We start from the raw sequence: 19,699 nt of genomic DNA, 5'->3' as shown, positions 1-19,699 counted from the left end.
GATAAAGCATCTTTAAAGAAGTTATGACATACTTCACGTACAGGCATAGCAGTGACCTTATTGACTTGGTGGAACAATCAGTAGATCACACAACGCTATGCCTGTCTATTTTCTGGGGATTCCTCAGCGCCATAAAGCGGGCTGTTTTATTTCTTACTTACCAACTAAATTTAGGTGCCGAAAGAAAAGCCGCTATTTTTCTTAATAAAAAATATATAAATTAAAAAAATCCTTCAAATGGATTCCAACTCTGACTATTTAGCTTTTCTTTCAAATAGTAGGCATAGTTAGCAGTAGTACCCCATATTGCTGAAAATGCAAATTTAATCCCCATTCCGACAGCAGGAGAAATATCAATACTCAGAGCATCTTCAATAACTCCCAATATAATCACTACTATAACAGCGACTCCAAATAAAGTCAGGTTCTTCCGCCATAAACCTAAAACGAAAAAGTAAATAAAACCAAAGAAGAAAGCGATAAAATTCATATTTAACAAGATACGACGCATAAATGGTTCTGCTTTCGTAGCAGCTTTGTACTCAGGCGCTTTAGGAGCACCATTGCGCTCAAAGAATGCAAAACGCGTCTGCCATCTTTCTGAATAATGACTCTTTTCCATACGACTTAATTTCCTTAATTAAAATAAAAAATACAACACCAATAATATAATAACAATTTGTTATTAATTTAAGATTATATTCCTAACATTACCCATTGGAATTATCACCGAGAATAATGCAATTAGTAGATTCACTTACATAATAATCTTACTCGTTTAATTATCCTTAAATTACCATAAGTTACAGGAGCAGGATTAATATCATAAAATATCAATAACAGCACCCATTTTTTAAATTCATATATACCTTATGGATTTCAAGATGCATCGCGGCAGCAAGGGAGCGAATCCCCGGGAGCATAGATAACTATGTGACCGGGGTGAGTGAGTGCAGCCAACAAAGAGGCAACTTGAAGGATGACAGGTATATCTATTTCACAACATTAAAACCAGATTAAACAAAAATACCAGACAATCAATATCCCGCCGCCTTTTCAGCGAGGCAAAAAATCAGGCTATCAATCGAAGGTTTATGCTTTAATTTTGTTCATATTTCCCCTATCCTTAAAGCTATTTCATAAAGAATCATAGACATCTAAAATCTGGGTATACGACGATGACAATAAAGCGGACCAAAGATATTAATCACGACACATTCCGTAAGGCTTGGCGTAACTATCGCCTTGCACCTGTGGCGATAGCTGTCAGTGCGGTTTTCATGTTATCTGCCTGTGAAAAGAGTGATGAAACTGTCTCTCTTTATATGAATGCAGATGAATGTTCTCAAGCCAATCCATCACAAAGTGAGCAATGTACTACTGCTTACAACAATGCGTTGAAAGAAGCGGAAAAAACAGCGCCTAAATATGCCACCAAAGAAGACTGTATTGCCGAATTTGGTGAAGCACAATGTACTCAAACCCCGGCGCAAGCTGGCCTTGGCTCCACTGCTTCCAGTACCACCACCAATGGCGAAGCACAGGCACAGCCGCAGCAAAGCGGCAGTTTCTGGATGCCGCTGATGGCAGGTTATATGATGGGGCGTCTAATGGGAGGTGGTTCAGCGCCATCACAGCCTCTGTTTAGCTCTAAATCCGCCACCAGCCCGGCAAATGGTCAATTCGTTGATGCGTCGGGTAAAAGCTATGGCCCGGCAACCGCAGGCGGTCGTTCCATGACAGTACCTAAAACGGCTATGGCACCAAAACCAGCAACAACCACAACCATTACCCGTGGCGGCTTCGGTGACTCTGTTGCAAAACAGTCAACCATGCAACGCAGCAGCGCCTCTTCGGGCTCCACATCCCGTTCAATGGGAGGCTAACCACGGATGAAACGTATTGCTATTACTGAACGCCCGGACTGGCGTGAAAAAGCGATAGAATATGGCTTTAATTTTCACACCATGCATGACGAACCTTACTGGTGTGAAGAGGCTTATTACCAGTTTTCTCTTGCCCAAATTGAAGAAATCGAAGCTACCACCGCAGAACTACACCAAATGTGTTTGCAGGTAGTGGAGAAAGTTGTCGATAGTGAAGAGTTGTTGACTAAATTTCAGATTCCAAAGCATTGTTGGGATTTTGTCCGTAGTTCCTGGATTACCAGCCAGCCATCACTCTATTCCCGTTTGGATTTGGTTTACGACGGTAAAAGCCCGGCAAAACTGTTGGAAAATAATGCTGATACACCAACTTCGCTATATGAGTCCGCTTTTTTCCAATGGATCTGGTTAGAAGATCAGATGAATGCCGGGTTACTACCAGCACATGCCGATCAATTCAACAGCATGCAAGAGCAGTTAATTGAACGCTTTGCTCAGTTGCGTGATGAACATGGCTTTGGCTTACTGCACATGGCCTGCTGTCAGGATACGGAAGAAGATCGCGGTACTGTTCAATACTTGCAAGATTGTGCACTGGAAGCGGGTGTTCCAACTGAATTCTTATTTATTGAAGATATCGGTCTGGGGGAAAAAGGCCAGTTTACTGACCTGCAAGACCAGGTGATCAGCAATCTGTTCAAACTCTACCCTTGGGAATTGATGTTCCGTGAGATTTTCGCTACCAAATTGGAAGATGCTGGCGTTCGTTGGTTAGAACCCGCCTGGAAAAGTATTATCTCTAACAAAGCATTGCTACCCATGTTGTGGAAGATGTTTCCAAATCATCCAAACCTGCTACCCGCTTATTTTGCCGATGATAATTATCCGGCAATGGAGAGCTATGTTATTAAGCCACTGTTCTCACGGGAGGGGGCTAATATCCGTATTATTGAAAATGGCAAGGAAATTGCCAATGTTGATGGCCCTTACGGTAAAGAAGGTATGATCGTTCAGCAATTTCATACACTGCCAAAATTCGGGGACAATTATACGCTAATTGGTAGCTGGCTGGTAAATGATCAGCCTTGCGGTATTGGTTTGCGAGAAGATAGCGAACTCATAACTCAGGATTTATCTCGCTTCTATCCACATATTATTTTGGATTAATTCCGAATAGGGAGGAATGAGGAATAGAGTTAAATATCCAAAATTCCTCCCTTAAATATCCAATGAAGAAACTTTGTACCCTTATAAATTTATAATAAAGGTAAATACTATGGCGAACACAATATATTTAACCATTACAGGTAAGAAACAAGGGCTTATATCCAGTGGTTGTTCTACCTATGATTCCATCGGCAATAAATATCAAACTGGTCATGAAAATGAAATTTATGTTTACTCATTTGACCACGATATCAGCAGAGAACAGAATATTAATCATGCACCTATCTCAATCACTAAACCTATAGATAAGTCATCTCCGCTATTAGGCATAGCAATATCAGAAAATGAATCTATCAATTGTAGATTAGATTTTTATAGAACATCAAATAATGGTGCTCAGGAAAAATATTATTCAATTGAAATTATGCACGCCTCGATAAAAAGCATATCCACCCATTATCCTAATTCACTTACCCATAATGACGCACAGCCCTACGAAATAATATCCATTGCCTATGGCAATATAACATGGAAACACCATATTGCAGGTACATCTGGATATAGTATATGGGATGAAAGGGTCAGTTAAAATTAATATATTGGGGAGAAATCCCCAATATATTTTCAATTATTTTATCTCTTTTGAAAAAACCAATATCAAACATTTATTTCCTTTATGAATAGTTTTCATAATATCAAACAATAATTAGAGCTTATTAAACTCATTTAACATTTTCAGCGAAGGTTAATGCTAAGCAATGTTCTTTTTTATCATTCTCAACTACAGACGATTTTGACAATATAAAAGAATCATCATATATAGTCTCAAAACCTTTCATATACCATATTTCATCATTATTTACTGTATAACCAGTTGATTTCATATAATTAATCATTCTATTATAGCTATTATCCATATCTATCAAATCACAAAAATAAACGGAGCTATATATCGGCGATGATTCATCATTAGGATAATATTCAAAAAAATAATTTTTAGAAATACGAGGAGCTTCTTTTATTTTTTCATTAGTAAGAAGATGATACTTTAAAAAATCACTTTCTTTATAAAGAACATTAGGCATCATAAATAACCATAAAAATAAACATATACAAGATAACGCCATCATTAGTATCATTACTATTGTTATGGTTAATTTCTTCATAATTTCAGGCCATAAATCGTTGTAGGTTTATAATGACTAATAACAATATCTTTTTCATAAGAAGAAAAAGGTTTAATTATATTCAGATAATAAGGGAGATTTTTCTTATATGGGAAAGCATTATTAGAATATTTATCCGGATCAGGGAAAACCCAAGGTCTTAGCTCTCTATTCTTATATTTACCAACAGGTCCATAATAATCCCATATCTTATAGGCATATTCTTTATTTTTAGGCTTTATTAAAGACATATAATTTCTTGGTAATACAGACTTATAGAAACCGAGTAAATTTGAAACCAAATCTTCGCAACTAAATCCACTATCACTAAAACGAGAAAAGAACGAGTTTGATTGTAAAGTTTCAAACTCCAACGAAACACAATACATTATTGAAAATGCAATGGACCTTTTAGTTTCTATAGATAATCCTTTTTTTACCATCCACTGAGCAGCAACCCGAGTTGAGATATTGTATTTACTCATCTCCTGAAAATAATAGACTAAGAAATAGCCTTTTTTATAAGATGAGTTATTACTTTCAGTGACCAATTGATTCCACAACATCTTAGAATCATCACCTTTCGCATGACCTAAATCAATCCATCCCAAATCTTCAGTATAGATTAACCTACCGCTATCAATGTCAACCCTATTCGTCATTTTTAAATATCTCTGTACTGTAGCTCATGATATTAAAATTGCAGTTATAACTGTCCATATTTTAAGCTAAAATTTAGTGTTATCACTTTACAATCTTTTTTGACCTCATTCTATTAGACTGCTCACGAAATCGATTCCTTTATATATAACACAAAGATAATTGAACCAATGAAATTTTTGGTGACGAAACATCAATGCATTTTCACACAATGGGCAAGAAAATCCCTGTCTCACCGGTCAGCTATCAAGCCTTAAAAAATAAAGAATCTGACCGTTATTGATGCTATAATGTTCAATAACTATTATTGGTTTTTATTGGGAGCTCTTATGTCCATATCAGCAAAACAGACGATTACCGCACAGATACCTATCAAACTAGCTACAGCCATAAACGATTTAGCCAAAGAGTTAGATCGCTCAAAATCGTGGATCATTAAAGAGGCTCTTACCTCAATGATTGAGGAACGTGAACATCGCCACCAAATGATTTTGGCTGGCCTCGCGGATGTCGATACAGGCCGTATTGTGAATCATTCAGATGTTATTAATTTTGCATCCAAGCTGAAAAAATCATAATCATGGAGGTTTATTGGACACTTAAAGCTCAAAATGATTTGGAGCGCATCTATCATTTTGCCTGTCAATACAGTAAATCACATGCTAATAATGTGTTAGACCATCTAATTATCAGCACTACAGATCTGGCATTGCAACCTAAGATAAGGATTCCTCAGCCTAGATATAAGCCCCGCGAGGTACGTAAGGTACTTTTTAGTGATTACGAAGTCCATTACGAGATATCCAACGATACAATTTACATTGTAGACCTTTGGCATACCCGAGAAAAACGTTAGTTAAAAACCATCCTCAAAAGGATATGCAGTATAGCAAGTTCATGATCTGGTGCTAAATTCTGAATTTGACTAGCCATTCTGACCTGTTCCAGTGCGTCGACATGGGCTTTCAGCTTAACCCAACTTGAAAGCCCCAATTCACGGGCAATTACCCACAGAGCATCACTCAACCGGCTGTGCTGTTGAATCAATTCCTCTTGTGTCAAATGCGGATAATAACGACAAGAACGTTCAATTTAACCCACCTGCACAGACAACATACTCAGCGAACCAGACTCAAGACCATCTACAGGAATGGAAACCGTTTCTTTTCTATCCCACGTTCCCATGATATACAGCAACGGAAAAAAGTGTTCAGGAGATGGGTTCGATAATAGGCCATCTTCTCTGTCCAGTGCATGAATCAAAGGATAAGGTTGCTCATAACTGGTAAGGTTATCACGCACATAACGGTTAAATGTTTCTGCCCAAGGATACGGGTCAGCATTAGGTTCCTGCCGTTTCATGGTACTAAGATTGTGTACCACATTACCACTCCCCAGGATTAAAACACCTTCATCTCGTAAAACAGCCAGCTTTTTCCCTAATTCATAGTGATACGTCGCTGGCTTGGCATCATCTATACTCAGTTGAATCACTGGAATATTAGCCTGAGGATACATCTTAACCAGAATGCCCCAAGTCCCGTGATCCAACCCCCATTGATGATAATCAGCATAAACTTCCACAGGTTCCAGCATCTCTTGCACTAAAACGGCCAATTCAGGCGAGCCCTTAGCCGGATATTGAATTTCATACAATTCTTGTGGAAAACCACGAAAATCATAAATAGTCCTCGGTTGACTCATGGCGGTTACTGCTGTGCCATTGGTATACCAATGAGCAGAAATCGCCAGAATCGCTCTGGGTACAGGCAGTCTTTCACCAAGTTCACGCCACACATTGGTATAGCGATTTTCTCCCAGTACATTCATTGGACTGCCATGACCAATAAACAGTGCTGGCATTCTGGAAATATTCATAACGACCTCCCACACCAAATATAGGTAATTTTAATACTTGCGGACAGGTTACGCCTTTCAGATAAGCAAAACAGTGGGCTAACGGTGATGGAGTTTTTCAAAAAAACTGAAAAGTCACAGCTTGCGTAAACTGTGACTTTAGAGAACGTGTAGGTTATAACTGATATTTCATCCGGTTATCGGACAATTACGACTCAGCTTGCTATCTGCTCTATTGCCTGGCGATAAATCACCAGATCCTCAATAGTGACTACCGGCATATTATGTAGTTTCGCAAATTGCACTACCTCCGGGGTACGCGCCATTGAACCGTCATTATTGGTTAATTCGCACAATACACCTACGGGTTTAAAACCGGCCAAACTGACTAAATCAATTGTTGCCTCAGTATGCCCTTGACGAACCAACACGCCACCAGGTTGAGCGCGCAGTGGAAAAACATGTCCCGGACGGTTCAAATCACTGGGTTTGGCATTATCTGCAATCGCTGCACGGATAGTCATGATACGGTCAGCCGCAGAAACCCCCGTCGTCACCCCTTGAGCGGCCTCAATGGTTACGGTGAATGCAGTCTGGAACGAACTAGAGTTATTTTCTACCATCATGGGCAATTGTAATTGCTGGCGGCGTTCTTCTGTCAGACATAAGCAGACAATACCACTGCCATGACGGATAGTCAGTGCCATTTGCTCTACAGTCATTGTTTCGGCCGCAAAGATAATATCACCTTCATTTTCACGATCTTCATTATCCAACACCATCACCCCTCTTCCATCACGCAAAGCGTTAATGGCGTGTTCAACACGTTCTGATGATGTGCCATATTCAGAAAGTAGCGTCTGATTCATGGTAAAGAAACCTCATTAAAATTTATGGATTACCAGAATCAGGGCGGTCTTGAGGAGTTCTCGCTATGACATAATATTTCGTAACACAATATAAATGCCATAGCCGGAACAACAGACGAGCACAGAGCCCGACAGATGCCGTTATTCTCTCCCATCCGGACTATCACCGTCGGCTCCAGAATTACACTGGATCTGCTGACCTCCGTTTTATCATAAAGATAACCACAAACGGAGCGCTCGCGGGCTTCACCATGCCACCAGAAAGATAGACTGATGTTTACCGCCGGTGGGGACTTTCACCCCGCCCTGAGATAAGCCAGTGAACTATAACGCTAATATTTGCCGGCGGCAATCGACAAAATCAAATGTGAAACCTAGCTCACAATGGTTTGTGGTTTTACTATCTGGTATTACACTATTCAGGAATTATTTATGTCATAAAAAGGATGCATCATGCTCGATCCAAAAAAAATTGAACAAATTGCCCGCCAGATCCAAGATTCTTTACCAAAGGGGGTTAAAGAGTTTGGTGGTGATGTGGAGAAAAAATTACGGATGATTTTGCAATCCCAACTTGGCAAGCTTGACTTAGTGAATCGTGAAGAATTTGATATCCAAACTCAGGTTCTGCTACGTACTCGTGAAAAATTGACCGCGATGGAGCAGCGTTTAAATGAACTAGAAGCGAAGTTTGAAAATAAGTATGTTCCATCTGCTGATAACACGGCAAAAGAAGAATAATTATTACCTTATATTACCTTACATAGAAATAACCGCGATAATGAGCAGATATCATATCTGCTCATCACCACACCCACACTTAATTAGAAATTAAATGCTGCTCTTTGCCGTAATGCTCAGAACGTGGGCCATAAAGCAAACTATGACTACCACCGGCTGTCAGTAAGCGGTTACTTGTAATGCCGGCAATTTCATGACCTCTATCCATAATGGTATTAGCTATCTGTGAAACTACGGCAGATACCAACATGCCAACAAGATTATTAGAACTATTTTGATCTTCAGTCGATGAAGCAGTTGTCCAACCATGCCACAGTTGCTTGCCACTACGCAAATCCACCAACCTTGCTGAAGCCGTTACACGAGTATCGCTATTAATAATCTGATATTGAGTACCATATTCTTCAATATCCAAATAGAGCGCTGAATCTGCACCAAAAATATCATGTAATTTTTTGTAACTGATATTCTGAACATCCTGTGCCGCTGTCACACCATTTTGCTGAAATGTCTCTTCCACAACAGCAACCGGAAAAACGTAATAGCCGGATTCTGCCAATGGATATGTCACATGAGAAATCAGGCTGTGCCCTGCTTTAACTTCCAAAGATTTGTTTACCGCCGGCAGAACCAGAATAGATTTTGGTTTGCTTTCTTTAAATGCAGTGTAATCATAAGGGACAGATTTACTACATCCTGTCAGCACAAATGCCGCTAATAAACTTAATGCGACGAGAATACGGTTCATTGCATAGTTCCTTTATTTTTACTTAATAAAAAGTCCATAAATGGCGCTGACTCAGGAAATAATTTTTTCTCTATTTCAAACTGATGGAATGCTTCTGAAACCCGACCTGTTTTGCTATAAAGCAGACCCATCTGTGCATGCAGCCCAGGCGGTACAGGTTTATCTTTCGCTTTCGCTCTTTCAATTACCTGCTGCAAAGCCTGTAACTGCTCTTCAAACCCTATCTTATCCTGCTGATAATATTGATAAATTGTAGGTTGGTATTTATCCCACTCATAAATTGTTTTTGGCTGCGTGACGCAACCCGCTAAGGCCATAGCTGCCAGCAATAAGCCCGCTTTTTTCATTAACATCATGAATATATATCCCTATATTTCTTAATTAGATGGCTTCCATGCACCGGATTCAATACTTTCAACCAGACGGTTTACTGCTTCACGAATAGCCAGATCCAATACCTTACCATTCAGTGTGGAATCATAGCTAGCAGTGCCACCAAAGCCGATAATTTCACGGTTGGATAATTTATACTCCCCAGCCCCTGCTACAGAGAAAACCACTTCGGAAGTTTCTACATTCACCACATTCAGCATGACTTTAGAATAAGCCACCTGGGATTTACCACGCCCTAACAGTCCCCATAACTGATGATCACCCACTTCCTTGCGGCCAAATTCAGTTACATCACCGGTAATAACGTAAGCAGCACCTTTCAACTTCTGCGATTTACCTTGTAAACCCGCCTCTGCTTTCAGTTCCGCCATATTAGTACGTTCCAGCACCGTAAAGCGTCCAGTCTGCTGTAAGTGCGAGACTAAAATCGTTTTAGATTGGTTACCAAGGCGATCAATTCCGTCGGAGAAAATGCCATTTTGATAGCTGGAACGGTTTTCAAACTTACCGATCGCAATTGGACTACGAACACCCTGATATACCGTATTATAAGAATTAACTTTTTGTACCTGGACGGTATTAGAAGATTCAGTTGTACACCCTGCTAATATTGCCGAAGCTAAACAAATTGAAGATAAAATCAACTTACCTTGCATAAGAACTTATTCCTGCGTAAAAATTTATCCGTTTTATCTACTAACCTTAAGATGTAAAAGTTATAGATAAGATATTTTATTAAAAAATCATTTACATCAGAAATCATTATGAATAAGCCAGCGTTATGTGACCAGCATTTTATGCCAAAAAGATAAAAAATTATCTGTCACATCACACTTCTTCTGATTAACCCCTTATCACCCAGAGAATAAAATTACACTAAATAAAATTATCATTAAAATATTTTAATGATAATCATATCGTTAATTAAATTACTCGCACACGATATTAAAAATATCTATATTATTTATGATGAAATATCACTCAATCAAGCACAGGTTAAATAAAAAATAGCCGGGAAGATTTCATATCTTGCCCGACTTTCATTATAATAATATATACCCTATGGATTTCAAGTTGCATCGCGACGGCAAGGGAACGAATCCCCGGGAGCATAGATAACTATGTGACCGGGGTGAGTGAGTGCAGCCAACAAAGAGGCAGCTTGAAAGATGACGGGTATAAATAATTTACAGTGATCAATACAGTAATATCTTCTGACTATTTTCAATGACAAGCTAAAACATTATTCACTGATTTTTAATCACTTTGATGATATTAGTTGTCGAAATACCATCTTCAAAGTTCAACACTTTGACTTCTCCGCCCGCAGCCCAAACTTCTTCACTACCAGCAATTTCTTCCGGTTTATAATCTCCCCCTTTTACCAATACATCCGGCAAAACATCCGCAATCAATCGCTGTGGTGTATCCTCTTCAAACGGAACAACCCAATCCACAGCGCCCAGAGCAGATAACACAATCATTCGTTGCTCTAGTGGATTAACAGGACGACTCTCACCTTTCAGCCGTTTAGTCGATGCATCACTGTTAACAGCAACAATTAACCGATCACCCAATCTACGAGCATTCTCCAGATATGAGACATGACCTGCATGCAGAATATCAAAGCAGCCATTAGTCATCACGATCCTTTCACCACGTTGACGAGCATCAGCAACAGCCTGTTTAAGCTGAAATTCAGTCATCACACCAAAACCTGTTTCAGCGCGGCCACGGATAGCATTCTCCAGTTCAATCGGCGAAACGGTCGACGTTCCCAGTTTGCCAACGACAACTCCCGCAGCAGCATTCGCCAGAAAACAAGCCTCATTCAGTGGCTTTCCAGCCGCAATCGCCGTTGCTAACACACCAATAACCGTATCACCGGCACCCGTAACATCAAACACTTCCTGCGCCTGCGTAGGCAAATGTAATGGCGGTTGATCAACACTCAGCAAGCTCATTCCCTGTTCAGAACGGGTGATCAGTAATGCCTGAAGATCCAAATCCTTAACTAGCCGAGTACCCTTCTCAACCAACTCATTGTCATCTTTGCAGTGGCCCACTACCGCTTCAAATTCAGACAGATTTGGCGTTAACAAAGTTGCACCACGATAACGCTCAAAATCATTACCTTTCGGATCGATTAATACCGGGACTTTGGCCGCGTTTGCCAGTTTGATCATTTCCTGAACTTGACTCAGTGCACCTTTGGCGTAGTCAGATAGAACCAATGCTCCAATATGGGGCAACGCCTGTTCAATACGTTCAAACATTGGCTGCGCATCAATGTTATCGAAACCTTCTTCAAAATCTAAGCGAATTAACTGCTGATTACGGGAAAGTACCCTCAGTTTAGTCACTGTCGGATGGGTTGGGACAGAAACAAAGTCACAGCGCACCTTGACACTGCTCAGTTTCTCACTCAGCGCATGTGCTGCGTCATCAATCCCAGTCAAACCGATTAAATGCGAATTTGCCCCAAGAGCAGCAATATTCATAGCAACGTTGGCAGCGCCTCCCGGACGCTCCTCAATAGTATTGACTTTTACAACAGGCACCGGCGCTTCCGGTGAAATCCGGCTGGTCGGCCCATACCAGTAGCGATCTAACATAACATCACCGACGACTAAAACTCCTGCACAGTGAAAATCCGGGAGTGTCATTTTCATCCCTTGCTCCAAATATTAGATATTAAATTGATGCCAAATATTATCATACGACCGTAAAATCCCTACACCAAACCAGTAAAACCCGTTATTGTTCACCCAACCACTGTTGCCAACTACGACGAACCCGTTCCTGTTGTTCACTGAAACAATGGGTTGATACCCGACTGGAAAGCGTCTGTAACGCCAGATGATGTAGTTCATCACGCATAGAAACGTAAGCCTGCGTTAATGCGGCTGCCTCATCTTCATCCATAATTTCATAAGCCGCCATTAATTGAAAAATCCGTACATTATCCGACCAACTCACCAAACGCGCATTTTCAGTAGCATAACGAAGCACCAAATATTGAGCGATAAATTCGATATCGGTGATCCCTCCCGGATCAGCTTTAATATCAAATTGATCTGAATCGTGACTGCCTAAATGTTTATGCATCTTTTCCCGCATTTCCCTTACTTGCTGACGTAACAAAGCGGGCTCTCGTCGCGTACATAATGTCTGATGGCGTATCCGCTCAAAATCCCGATGCAAGTTTTCATCACCAAATACCATACGGGCACGTACCAACGCCTGATGTTCCCAAGTCCACGCTTGATTCTGCTGATAATCAGCAAACGCACCGATGGTACTGACTAACATGCCTGATTCGCCTGAAGGACGCAGGCGGACATCCACGTCATACAACACACCAGAGGAGGTTCGAGCACTGAACAAGTGCATAATTCGTTGGGCAAGACGCAAATAAAATTGCCGAGCATCAATTGATCGATCGCCATCAGTCATCACATCCACCGGGCAATCAAGCAGGAAAACTAAATCAAGATCAGAACCGTAGCCCAACTCCCAACCACCCAATTTGCCATAACCAATCACAGCAAATCCCAGACCTTGCCGCTGACTCAAATGTGATGGAACACCATAACGTTTTGCCATTTGTCCCCACGCCTGTTGAACAACTGCTTCAATAATCGCTTCTGCCAAATAAGTGAGATGATCACTGACTTTCATCACCGGCAATACACCAGTGATATCCTCCGCCGCAATTCTCAGTAATTGAGCCTGCTTAAACTGGCGGAGCGCTTCTAGTTGTTGCTCTTCATCATCTTCTGGTATCCGCAACAAATATTGCCGCAATTCATCTTTATAGGCATTTAATGGCAAAGGCTCATACAGAAACTGTGGATCAAGCAGTTCATCCAGCAACAATGGATGGCAGGCAAGCTGAGTCGCAATCATCGGTGAAGCAGCACACAGCCGGATAACATGTGTCAGTACAGCTTCCGATTCAAGTATCAGTTCCAGGTAAGTTGTACGGCTGACAATACTTAACAACAGAGGGATAACCCGATCTAGCACTATATTGACATCTTGATTGGCATCTTGCCGCAAACAGACTTTTGCCAATAAACGTGGCATCAGATGGTCGAGCACATCACGCCCACGAGGGCCAATGGTTCTTTTACCCACATCATGGCGGAACACAGAAATAATATGCAATATCTGCTGTGCAATCTCTTCATCCAAGTGCGGAGCTAGTATGATTAACTCTTCTTTTTCGAGCTCTTCCAGCCACAGACTTTTAAATGGTACATGACTAAGTTCCTCTTCACTATTATCACTGTCATCGCCAATCAATTGCGTAAAAATAGCCCGAACAGCACCCATCTTGCTGTTCAACTCAATTATCAGAGCGTCCCAACTTTCAAATCCCATGCCCCATGTCAGTCGTGAACGATTCAGCTCATCTTCTGGCAGAGTCTGAGTTTGTTGATCATTAATTGACTGTAAAAGATTTTCTAACCGCCGCAAAAAAAGGTAACCGTCAGAAAGTTGTTTCACCTGCAATGGTTGCAAAAGCGCCAACTGCGCTATCATTTGCAGAGTTGGTAACAACGCCTGAGATTGCAAACACAGTTCACGTCCACCACGAATCAGTTGGAACACCTGGGCGATAAATTCAATTTCACGAATACCACCAGCCCCCAGTTTGATATTGTCTTTCAAGCCACGGCGACGCACTTCCCGTTCAATCATGCCTTTCATATTTCTCAAGGATTGAATCACACTGAAATCAATGTAACGGCGAAAGATAAATGGTCTCAACATCCGGCGTAACTCTTCACCATACTCTTGGTTGCCCGAACCCATAATCCGTGCTTTCACCATCGCATAACGTTCCCAATCACGCCCTTGCTCTTGATAGTAATCTTCCAGTGCAACAAAACTAAACACCAATGGGCCACTATCACCGAACGGGCGCAAGCGCATATCTACCCGATACACAAAACCATCCACAGTTTGTTGATCGAGCACTTTGATAAGACGCTGCCCCAAGCGGGTAAAAAACTGGGTGTTATCCATTTCACGCCGGCCACCTTGGGTAATGCCGTTTTCAGGATAGACAAAAATCAGATCAATATCAGAAGAGAAGTTCAATTCACCACCGCCCAGTTTTCCCATACCGAGAATCAACAGCGGTTGTGGTTCGCCTCGCTCATTACAAGGCGTTCCCCAATCCTGACAACAACGCTGATACAACCAATCACGGGCAGCAATAATCAACGTTTCAGCCAACATACTAAGCTGTTGCAGTGTCTCCTGAGTCGTCATGCTATGTAGCGCCTGCGACCAGGCTATTCTGACCAGAATCTTGTTACGGAACTGGCGTAAAACCCGCATGAGGGTATTTTCATCCTCTACTGATGCGAGTAATTGTTGCAGCCATTCAGCATATTGATGCCACTCCTGCGCTTCAGGTGGATGTTGGCGGATCTCAGCTAACCATTCAGGATGAGTTTGCAGGTTTTCAACAACAAAATCGCTCAGGGATAATATGGCCTGCTCATGAGCAGCAACAGGCTCAACGTTCAAAGTTAGTTGATGAAAATGTTCAGTCACACGCTGTAACTGGGCCAGAAGCGGAGTTGAAAGTGGCAACATAGAGAATTCCTATTATTTAAGCGGAGAGATTTATTAACCACATAGATCTATTAACCACATAGTCAGTGCCAACTTACATTGCAAATAGAGCGAGCTATAACATAGCGTTTCGGCGTCTGTTTCCGTATCCAATAATTTCTGGTTGATAGCAACTAATTGGTTATCCAGCTGTTCCGGCTCACTAGAATATTCGATCGTCTGCTGAATCAAATTCAGTACTTGCTTTAAGCCATCTTGACCGTCTGATAAACCGGCCAGCCAACATTCCTCTTGCTCCTGCCAATGGGCTAATATTGACGTAAGTACCGAAGGCAATGACTGCTGCATATCAATTTCCACCTGGGTTGAAGGCCAAACTGCTTTTGGTTTTCCCTGAGCTAATTGATAACCACGGGCCGCTTTGCTTCTATTTCCTTGCCGCAAGCCATTTGATGTTGCCAACTCAACCGCCAATGCTAATACATCGGCTATGATTCCTTGCTTTAACTCCAGTTCAAATTCACAGATTGGCTCCTTGCGATTGGCTGCAATAATTTCTCCCTGATCAAGCACCACTTCAATCTCACTTTGTCCATAAGTCACCACCCACTTCTCACGCATAAAGTCAGTACTGAATAACGCATTCAAACGGGATTGCAATGCTTCCACATCACAGTTGTCAGGCCAGATGTGCGGTGGAAACAGAGTCAATGCCAGTTCCGGCTTTGCCAATGGCACATTATATTCCGGTCGCTGATGCAAACCGCCAACCACCTTACCAGCTGTTTTAACCGTCATCTCATATTGATCATCAAAACCACGGATCCTCAACCCCATATCAAGACCACGCAGTTGATTATCCGACGTTTCAAAATAGATATTGGTCAACTTTTGGGGAGAAAAATAGTAATGCGGAAATAACAATAATTGCTGGCGAATTGTAGGAATAACTTGTGGTTTGGCGATAAGTTTTAATTCAATTTCTACACTCATATCTACACCGTTGATGACAATCTTGGCTCTCATCTTACCTTGATTTCGCTTTTTGCTACGACGAGTAAGAAAAAAATTAAAATTTCTCTTTTCTGCAAGTTATGATAGTCATTAACAAGAAATGCTTCGTTCAACAGATAACAAGCCCCGTATTCAACCAATTAGAAGAATGTCATTTTGGTTTACTGATTGCTCTAGCAAACTTAACTCTTTACTATCAAATTTTAAACTCACCATAGATAAAAAACGGTTGAAATCACAATGCGAAAACTACATTTACTTCTCACGGCATTAATAAGCCTCAGCTTTTCGCTCACTACCCACGCGGAAGGAAAGCGCTATGTATCTGATGAGTTATCTACCTACACACACGCCGGGCCGGGTAACCAGTATCGTATTGCCGGTACACTGAATGCCGGTGATGAAGTCACATTGATAAGCATCAATCGGGATAGTAATTACGCTCAAGTTAAAGATGATAAAGGCCGCCTTGTCTGGCTACCCGTTAACCAACTCAGTAATAAACCAAGCCTACGCACCCGCCTCCCAGAATTGGAACAGGAAGTGAAAACATTGACGGAGAAGTTAGCCAATATAGACAATAACTGGAATCAGCGCACTGCCGACATGCAACTAAAGGCGGCCAATAGTAGTAGCATTGTTGCAGAACTGAAAAAAGAGAATGAGAGATTAAAAAACAAACTGACGGTAGCAGAAAAAAAGCTTGATGCTGCAAATCTACAGCTTGATGACAAACAACGTAATATCATTCTGCAATGGTTTATGTATGGCGGTGGTGTTGCAGGCGCTGGTTTAATCTTTGGGCTATTACTGCCACATATGATCCCTCGCCGTAAGCGAAATGACCGTTGGATGAGTTGATAAGGAACATGTTAGGTGAGAGTCTATCTGGTTGGCGGCGCAGTACGTGACCGACTGCTAAATTTTCCTGTAAAAGAGCGGGATTGGGTCGTTGTGGGTGAAACATCAGAAACGCTGTTATCCCTAGGATATCAGCAAGTTGGCAAAGATTTTCCGGTGTTCCTGCATCCCCAAACCCATGAAGAGTATGCCTTGGCACGCACTGAGAGAAAATCCGGCCTGGGATATACGGGTTTTACTTGTTATGCAGCGCCGGATGTCACACTGGAAGACGATTTGCAGCGTCGTGATCTGACAGTTAATGCGATCGCTCAAACACCCACTGGTGAACTGGTTGATCCTTATCATGGTGTTGATGATTTGAACAATCGTATTCTACGCCATGTTTCTGATGCTTTCTCTGAAGATCCACTAAGGGTACTACGAGTAGCTCGTTTTGCCGCTCGTTTCGCCCATTTAGGGTTTACCATCGCGCCCGAAACACAAGCATTAATGTCAAATATGGCAACCAACGGCGAGTTATCAGTACTCACACCAGAACGTGTCTGGAAAGAGACCGAGAAAGCCCTTGCTAGCCCTTCCCCTCAGGTCTTTTTTCAGGTTTTACGTGATTGTGGTGCATTGGGGGTGTTGTTTCCTGAAATTGATAATTTGTTTGGTGTTCCCGCACCAGAGAAGTGGCATCCTGAGATTGATACCGGTATTCATACGTTAATGGTGCTGAAAGTAGCGACTGAATTAACAAATGAAGTCGATAGTCGTTTTGCTTCTCTATGCCATGATCTTGGTAAAGGGCTGACACCACCAGAACAGTGGCCTCACCATTATGGACATGGGCCAGCAGGTGTTAAGTTAGTTGACCAATTATGCCAACGTCTGCGTGTTCCTAATTCTGTTCGTGATTTGGCAAAACTGGCTGCTCAGTATCATGATTTAGTGCATACCGCCGCTCAATTGCGGCCGAAAACATTACTTAAGTTGTTTGATGCTGTTGATGCATGGCGTAAACCACAGCGAATAGAGCAATTAGTTATCATCAGTGAAGCCGATGCGCGGGGTCGTATCGGTTTTGAAGATACACCCTATCCACAAGGTGATTATCTGCGACAGGCATTCAAAGTTGCCAGCCAAGTTCAGGTGAAAAATATTGTAGACAGTGGATTACGTGGCGCTGACATTGGTCATGAGTTACGACGTCAGCGTCAGCACGCATTGGCGGAATGGAAACAACAAGACAATACAGTTACCTGAAACATCCCCTGATATCAAACACTAGGCAATATGATATCAGGGGGAGTCATTCACTACATAAATACCCAGTACACAGCGGCTGCCACAATAAAGCGGTAGATAGCAAATGGGATAAAAGATATACGCTTAATCAATGCCAGAAAAGTTTTAATGGCGACTAACGCGACAACAAATGCAGTAACAAAACCAACAGCAAACATTGGGATATCAGAAGCACTCAAAAAGTGCAGGCTCTTATATAAATCTAATCCACTTGCTCCCATCATCATCGGTACAGCCAAAATAAACGAGAATTCTGATGCAGTATAACGATTAACCCCCATCAGCATTCCACCAGAAATTGTCGCACCTGAACGGGAAAATCCCGGCCATAAAGCTAGACACTGAAAACAGCCAATCATAAAAGCCTGACGATAAGTAATATCATCCAACCCTTCTGCTTTTGGTGTTTTAGGTTTCAAGATTTCTGCTGTAATTAGCAACCCACCACCAATAACCAAGGCGTACATCACGCTTTGTGGGTTAAACAGTGATTTGATGACATCATGGAACACCAACCCAAGTGTCACCGCAGGTAGCATTGCCAAAATAATATGACTCAGTTTCAGTTTACCATTGGTTTTACCTTCATGAGGAACTTCACCAAAGTGGATGCCAATGAGTCCAAACAAGCGACGCCAAAACACTACTACCACAGCAAGGATAGATCCAAGTTGGATAATAACTTCAAATGTTTCAGCTTTATCGCCAGTAAATCCCAACATATGGCCAACAATGATCATATGGCCGGTAGAGGAAACAGGAAGAAATTCAGTTAGCCCTTCAACAACACCAAGAACCGCTGCATGAAACAAGGTAGAAAGGTCAGTCATATAGAGAGGTCGCCCATTAATAAATACCCGAAACAAGTAGCATGGAATAACCCCAGCTACCATTATTCCCATTGTCATTAATCAATTAACATGATTATCAAGCCTAGCACTACTGCACGCCAGTCTATGTAAGAACAATGACAATAATATGGCAGCTGAATTCACTACTGATCAGATTATTTTTTTCTTTCAATAATAACACCCACTTGACGAGCCTGTGCGACAGCACCCGGTTTACTCACTTTTATCCGTACCCACGGCGAATTAAAGCGTTTTAACAGTAGATCCGCTACCTCTTCAGCCACTCTTTCAACCAGAGCAAAATTCTGATTTTCTACATGATTGATAATCGCTTCGCTAACTTTGGCATAATCCAGACAATATTCGACATTATCACTGGAAGATGCGCGTTTATTATCCCATCCCATTTCGATATCGAACACTAACTTCTGTTTAATGGTCTGTTCCCAATCGTAAACACCAATTGTGGTAACAACAACTAACTCCTCAATAAATACGATATCCATCACGTCATTTTCCTGTTTTTCAACTTGTCGGATACCACTTCCGACTAAATATGCGTATTATCCATGACTAGGCTAAGAAAACGACCATTATTATT

At 41.5% G+C, this 19,699-nt stretch carries 23 protein-coding genes and 1 riboswitch; of the genes, 8 read left to right on the top strand and 15 right to left on the bottom strand.

Going from position 1 to position 19,699, the window contains the following annotated elements; translation table 11 throughout:
- Positions 1-220: 220 nt before the first annotated feature.
- The gene (locus CKY02_RS12665; protein WP_112895549.1) at positions 221-622 is read right to left on the bottom strand and encodes a DUF2628 domain-containing protein; all 402 of its coding nucleotides are present in this window, start codon (positions 620-622) and stop codon (positions 221-223) included.
- 556 nt (positions 623-1,178) lie between these two features.
- Between CKY02_RS12665 and CKY02_RS12660 the strand changes: the two genes are divergently transcribed.
- The 3 genes from CKY02_RS12660 to CKY02_RS12650 all read left to right on the top strand — a co-directional run bounded on the left by CKY02_RS12660 (position 1,179) and on the right by CKY02_RS12650 (position 3,642).
- Positions 1,179-1,886, top strand: a complete 708-nt coding sequence (locus CKY02_RS12660) for a DUF1190 family protein (RefSeq protein WP_112895548.1) — start codon at positions 1,179-1,181, stop codon at positions 1,884-1,886.
- A 6-nt stretch (positions 1,887-1,892) separates the two neighbouring features.
- A complete protein-coding gene (locus CKY02_RS12655) occupies positions 1,893-3,053 on the top strand; it encodes a glutathionylspermidine synthase family protein (RefSeq protein ID WP_112895547.1) in 1,161 nt (386 codons plus the stop codon).
- Between the two features lie 109 nt (positions 3,054-3,162).
- Entirely contained in the window at positions 3,163-3,642 is a 480-nt protein-coding gene (locus CKY02_RS12650) for an Hcp family type VI secretion system effector (protein WP_112895546.1), read from the top strand.
- A 133-nt stretch (positions 3,643-3,775) separates the two neighbouring features.
- Here the strand turns inward: CKY02_RS12650 and CKY02_RS12645 are convergent, their stop codons facing one another.
- Entirely contained in the window at positions 3,776-4,219 is a 444-nt protein-coding gene (locus CKY02_RS12645) for a hypothetical protein (protein ID WP_146747433.1), read from the bottom strand.
- The gene (locus CKY02_RS12640) at positions 4,216-4,881 is read right to left on the bottom strand and encodes a hypothetical protein (protein ID WP_112895544.1); all 666 of its coding nucleotides are present in this window, start codon (positions 4,879-4,881) and stop codon (positions 4,216-4,218) included. The genes CKY02_RS12645 and CKY02_RS12640 overlap by 4 nt, the downstream gene beginning before the upstream one ends.
- 327 nt (positions 4,882-5,208) lie before the next feature.
- Between CKY02_RS12640 and CKY02_RS12635 the strand changes: the two genes are divergently transcribed.
- A complete protein-coding gene (locus tag CKY02_RS12635; protein ID WP_036778328.1) occupies positions 5,209-5,457 on the top strand; it encodes a CopG family ribbon-helix-helix protein in 249 nt (82 codons plus the stop codon).
- A 2-nt stretch (positions 5,458-5,459) separates the two neighbouring features.
- Positions 5,460-5,735, top strand: coding sequence for a type II toxin-antitoxin system RelE/ParE family toxin (locus CKY02_RS12630; protein WP_112895543.1), 276 nt, complete (start codon positions 5,460-5,462; stop codon positions 5,733-5,735).
- Here CKY02_RS12630 and CKY02_RS12625 read toward each other — a convergent pair.
- The 3 genes from CKY02_RS12625 to ribB all read right to left on the bottom strand — a co-directional run bounded on the left by CKY02_RS12625 (position 5,732) and on the right by ribB (position 7,605).
- On the bottom strand, positions 5,732-5,926 hold the full coding sequence (locus CKY02_RS12625; protein WP_112895542.1) for a hypothetical protein: 195 nt from the start codon (positions 5,924-5,926) through the stop codon (positions 5,732-5,734). The two genes, CKY02_RS12630 and CKY02_RS12625, sit on opposite strands and share 4 nt — an antisense overlap.
- Before the next feature lie 45 nt (positions 5,927-5,971).
- Positions 5,972-6,757, bottom strand: a complete 786-nt coding sequence (gene ygiD, locus CKY02_RS12620; protein ID WP_112895541.1) for a 4,5-DOPA-extradiol-dioxygenase — start codon at positions 6,755-6,757, stop codon at positions 5,972-5,974.
- Positions 6,758-6,951: 194 nt separating this feature from the next.
- Positions 6,952-7,605 (bottom strand): 3,4-dihydroxy-2-butanone-4-phosphate synthase, encoded by a 654-nt coding sequence (gene ribB / locus CKY02_RS12615; protein ID WP_112895540.1) that lies wholly within the window; start codon positions 7,603-7,605, stop codon positions 6,952-6,954.
- Positions 7,606-7,744: 139 nt separating this feature from the next.
- Positions 7,745-7,922, bottom strand: a riboswitch (FMN riboswitch).
- 136 nt (positions 7,923-8,058) lie between these two features.
- Between ribB and ubiK the strand changes: the two genes are divergently transcribed.
- Positions 8,059-8,346, top strand: coding sequence for a ubiquinone biosynthesis accessory factor UbiK (gene ubiK, locus CKY02_RS12610; protein WP_112895539.1), 288 nt, complete (start codon positions 8,059-8,061; stop codon positions 8,344-8,346).
- A gap of 79 nt (positions 8,347-8,425) precedes the next feature.
- Here ubiK and CKY02_RS12605 read toward each other — a convergent pair whose 3' ends face one another.
- The 7 genes from CKY02_RS12605 to CKY02_RS12580 form a co-directional block, all read right to left on the bottom strand.
- Positions 8,426-9,094 (bottom strand): DUF799 domain-containing protein, encoded by a 669-nt coding sequence (locus CKY02_RS12605; protein WP_112895538.1) that lies wholly within the window; start codon positions 9,092-9,094, stop codon positions 8,426-8,428.
- Positions 9,091-9,450 carry a DUF4810 domain-containing protein gene (locus CKY02_RS12600; RefSeq protein ID WP_112895537.1) on the bottom strand — a complete coding sequence of 120 codons (360 nt, stop codon included), beginning with the start codon at positions 9,448-9,450 and terminating at the stop codon, positions 9,091-9,093. Before CKY02_RS12600 ends, CKY02_RS12605 begins: the two co-directional genes overlap by 4 nt.
- 21 nt (positions 9,451-9,471) lie before the next feature.
- Entirely contained in the window at positions 9,472-10,143 is a 672-nt protein-coding gene (locus CKY02_RS12595) for a CsgG/HfaB family protein (protein WP_112895536.1), read from the bottom strand.
- 413 nt (positions 10,144-10,556) lie between these two features.
- Positions 10,557-10,721 carry a hypothetical protein gene (locus CKY02_RS24595; RefSeq protein WP_167405304.1) on the bottom strand — a complete coding sequence of 55 codons (165 nt, stop codon included), beginning with the start codon at positions 10,719-10,721 and terminating at the stop codon, positions 10,557-10,559.
- Positions 10,722-10,734: 13 nt separating this feature from the next.
- Entirely contained in the window at positions 10,735-12,159 is a 1,425-nt protein-coding gene (hldE, locus tag CKY02_RS12590) for a bifunctional D-glycero-beta-D-manno-heptose-7-phosphate kinase/D-glycero-beta-D-manno-heptose 1-phosphate adenylyltransferase HldE (RefSeq protein WP_112895535.1), read from the bottom strand.
- A gap of 85 nt (positions 12,160-12,244) precedes the next feature.
- Positions 12,245-15,100, bottom strand: coding sequence for a bifunctional [glutamate--ammonia ligase]-adenylyl-L-tyrosine phosphorylase/[glutamate--ammonia-ligase] adenylyltransferase (gene glnE, locus CKY02_RS12585; protein ID WP_112895534.1), 2,856 nt, complete (start codon positions 15,098-15,100; stop codon positions 12,245-12,247).
- Positions 15,101-15,133: 33 nt separating this feature from the next.
- On the bottom strand, positions 15,134-16,072 hold the full coding sequence (locus CKY02_RS12580) for a CYTH domain-containing protein (RefSeq protein WP_112895553.1): 939 nt from the start codon (positions 16,070-16,072) through the stop codon (positions 15,134-15,136).
- 261 nt (positions 16,073-16,333) lie between these two features.
- Between CKY02_RS12580 and CKY02_RS12575 the strand changes: the two genes are divergently transcribed.
- Both CKY02_RS12575 and CKY02_RS12570 read left to right on the top strand, forming a co-directional pair.
- On the top strand, positions 16,334-16,954 hold the full coding sequence (locus CKY02_RS12575; protein ID WP_112878319.1) for a TIGR04211 family SH3 domain-containing protein: 621 nt from the start codon (positions 16,334-16,336) through the stop codon (positions 16,952-16,954).
- 15 nt (positions 16,955-16,969) lie between these two features.
- Positions 16,970-18,205 (top strand): multifunctional CCA addition/repair protein, encoded by a 1,236-nt coding sequence (locus tag CKY02_RS12570; protein ID WP_112895533.1) that lies wholly within the window; start codon positions 16,970-16,972, stop codon positions 18,203-18,205.
- A 53-nt stretch (positions 18,206-18,258) separates the two neighbouring features.
- Here CKY02_RS12570 and bacA read toward each other — a convergent pair whose 3' ends face one another.
- Both bacA and folB read right to left on the bottom strand, forming a co-directional pair.
- On the bottom strand, positions 18,259-19,077 hold the full coding sequence (bacA, locus tag CKY02_RS12565; protein ID WP_112895552.1) for an undecaprenyl-diphosphate phosphatase: 819 nt from the start codon (positions 19,075-19,077) through the stop codon (positions 18,259-18,261).
- Between the two features lie 176 nt (positions 19,078-19,253).
- The gene (gene folB / locus CKY02_RS12560; RefSeq protein WP_112895532.1) at positions 19,254-19,604 is read right to left on the bottom strand and encodes a bifunctional dihydroneopterin aldolase/7,8-dihydroneopterin epimerase; all 351 of its coding nucleotides are present in this window, start codon (positions 19,602-19,604) and stop codon (positions 19,254-19,256) included.
- Positions 19,605-19,699 lie beyond the last annotated feature (95 nt).

Source organism: Photorhabdus bodei (genome assembly GCF_003287735.1).
In the GTDB taxonomy this organism is placed as follows: domain Bacteria; phylum Pseudomonadota; class Gammaproteobacteria; order Enterobacterales; family Enterobacteriaceae; genus Photorhabdus; species Photorhabdus kayaii.
Note: the sequence above shows the minus strand (reverse complement) of the source record. Positions and strands in the feature narration are given on the sequence as shown.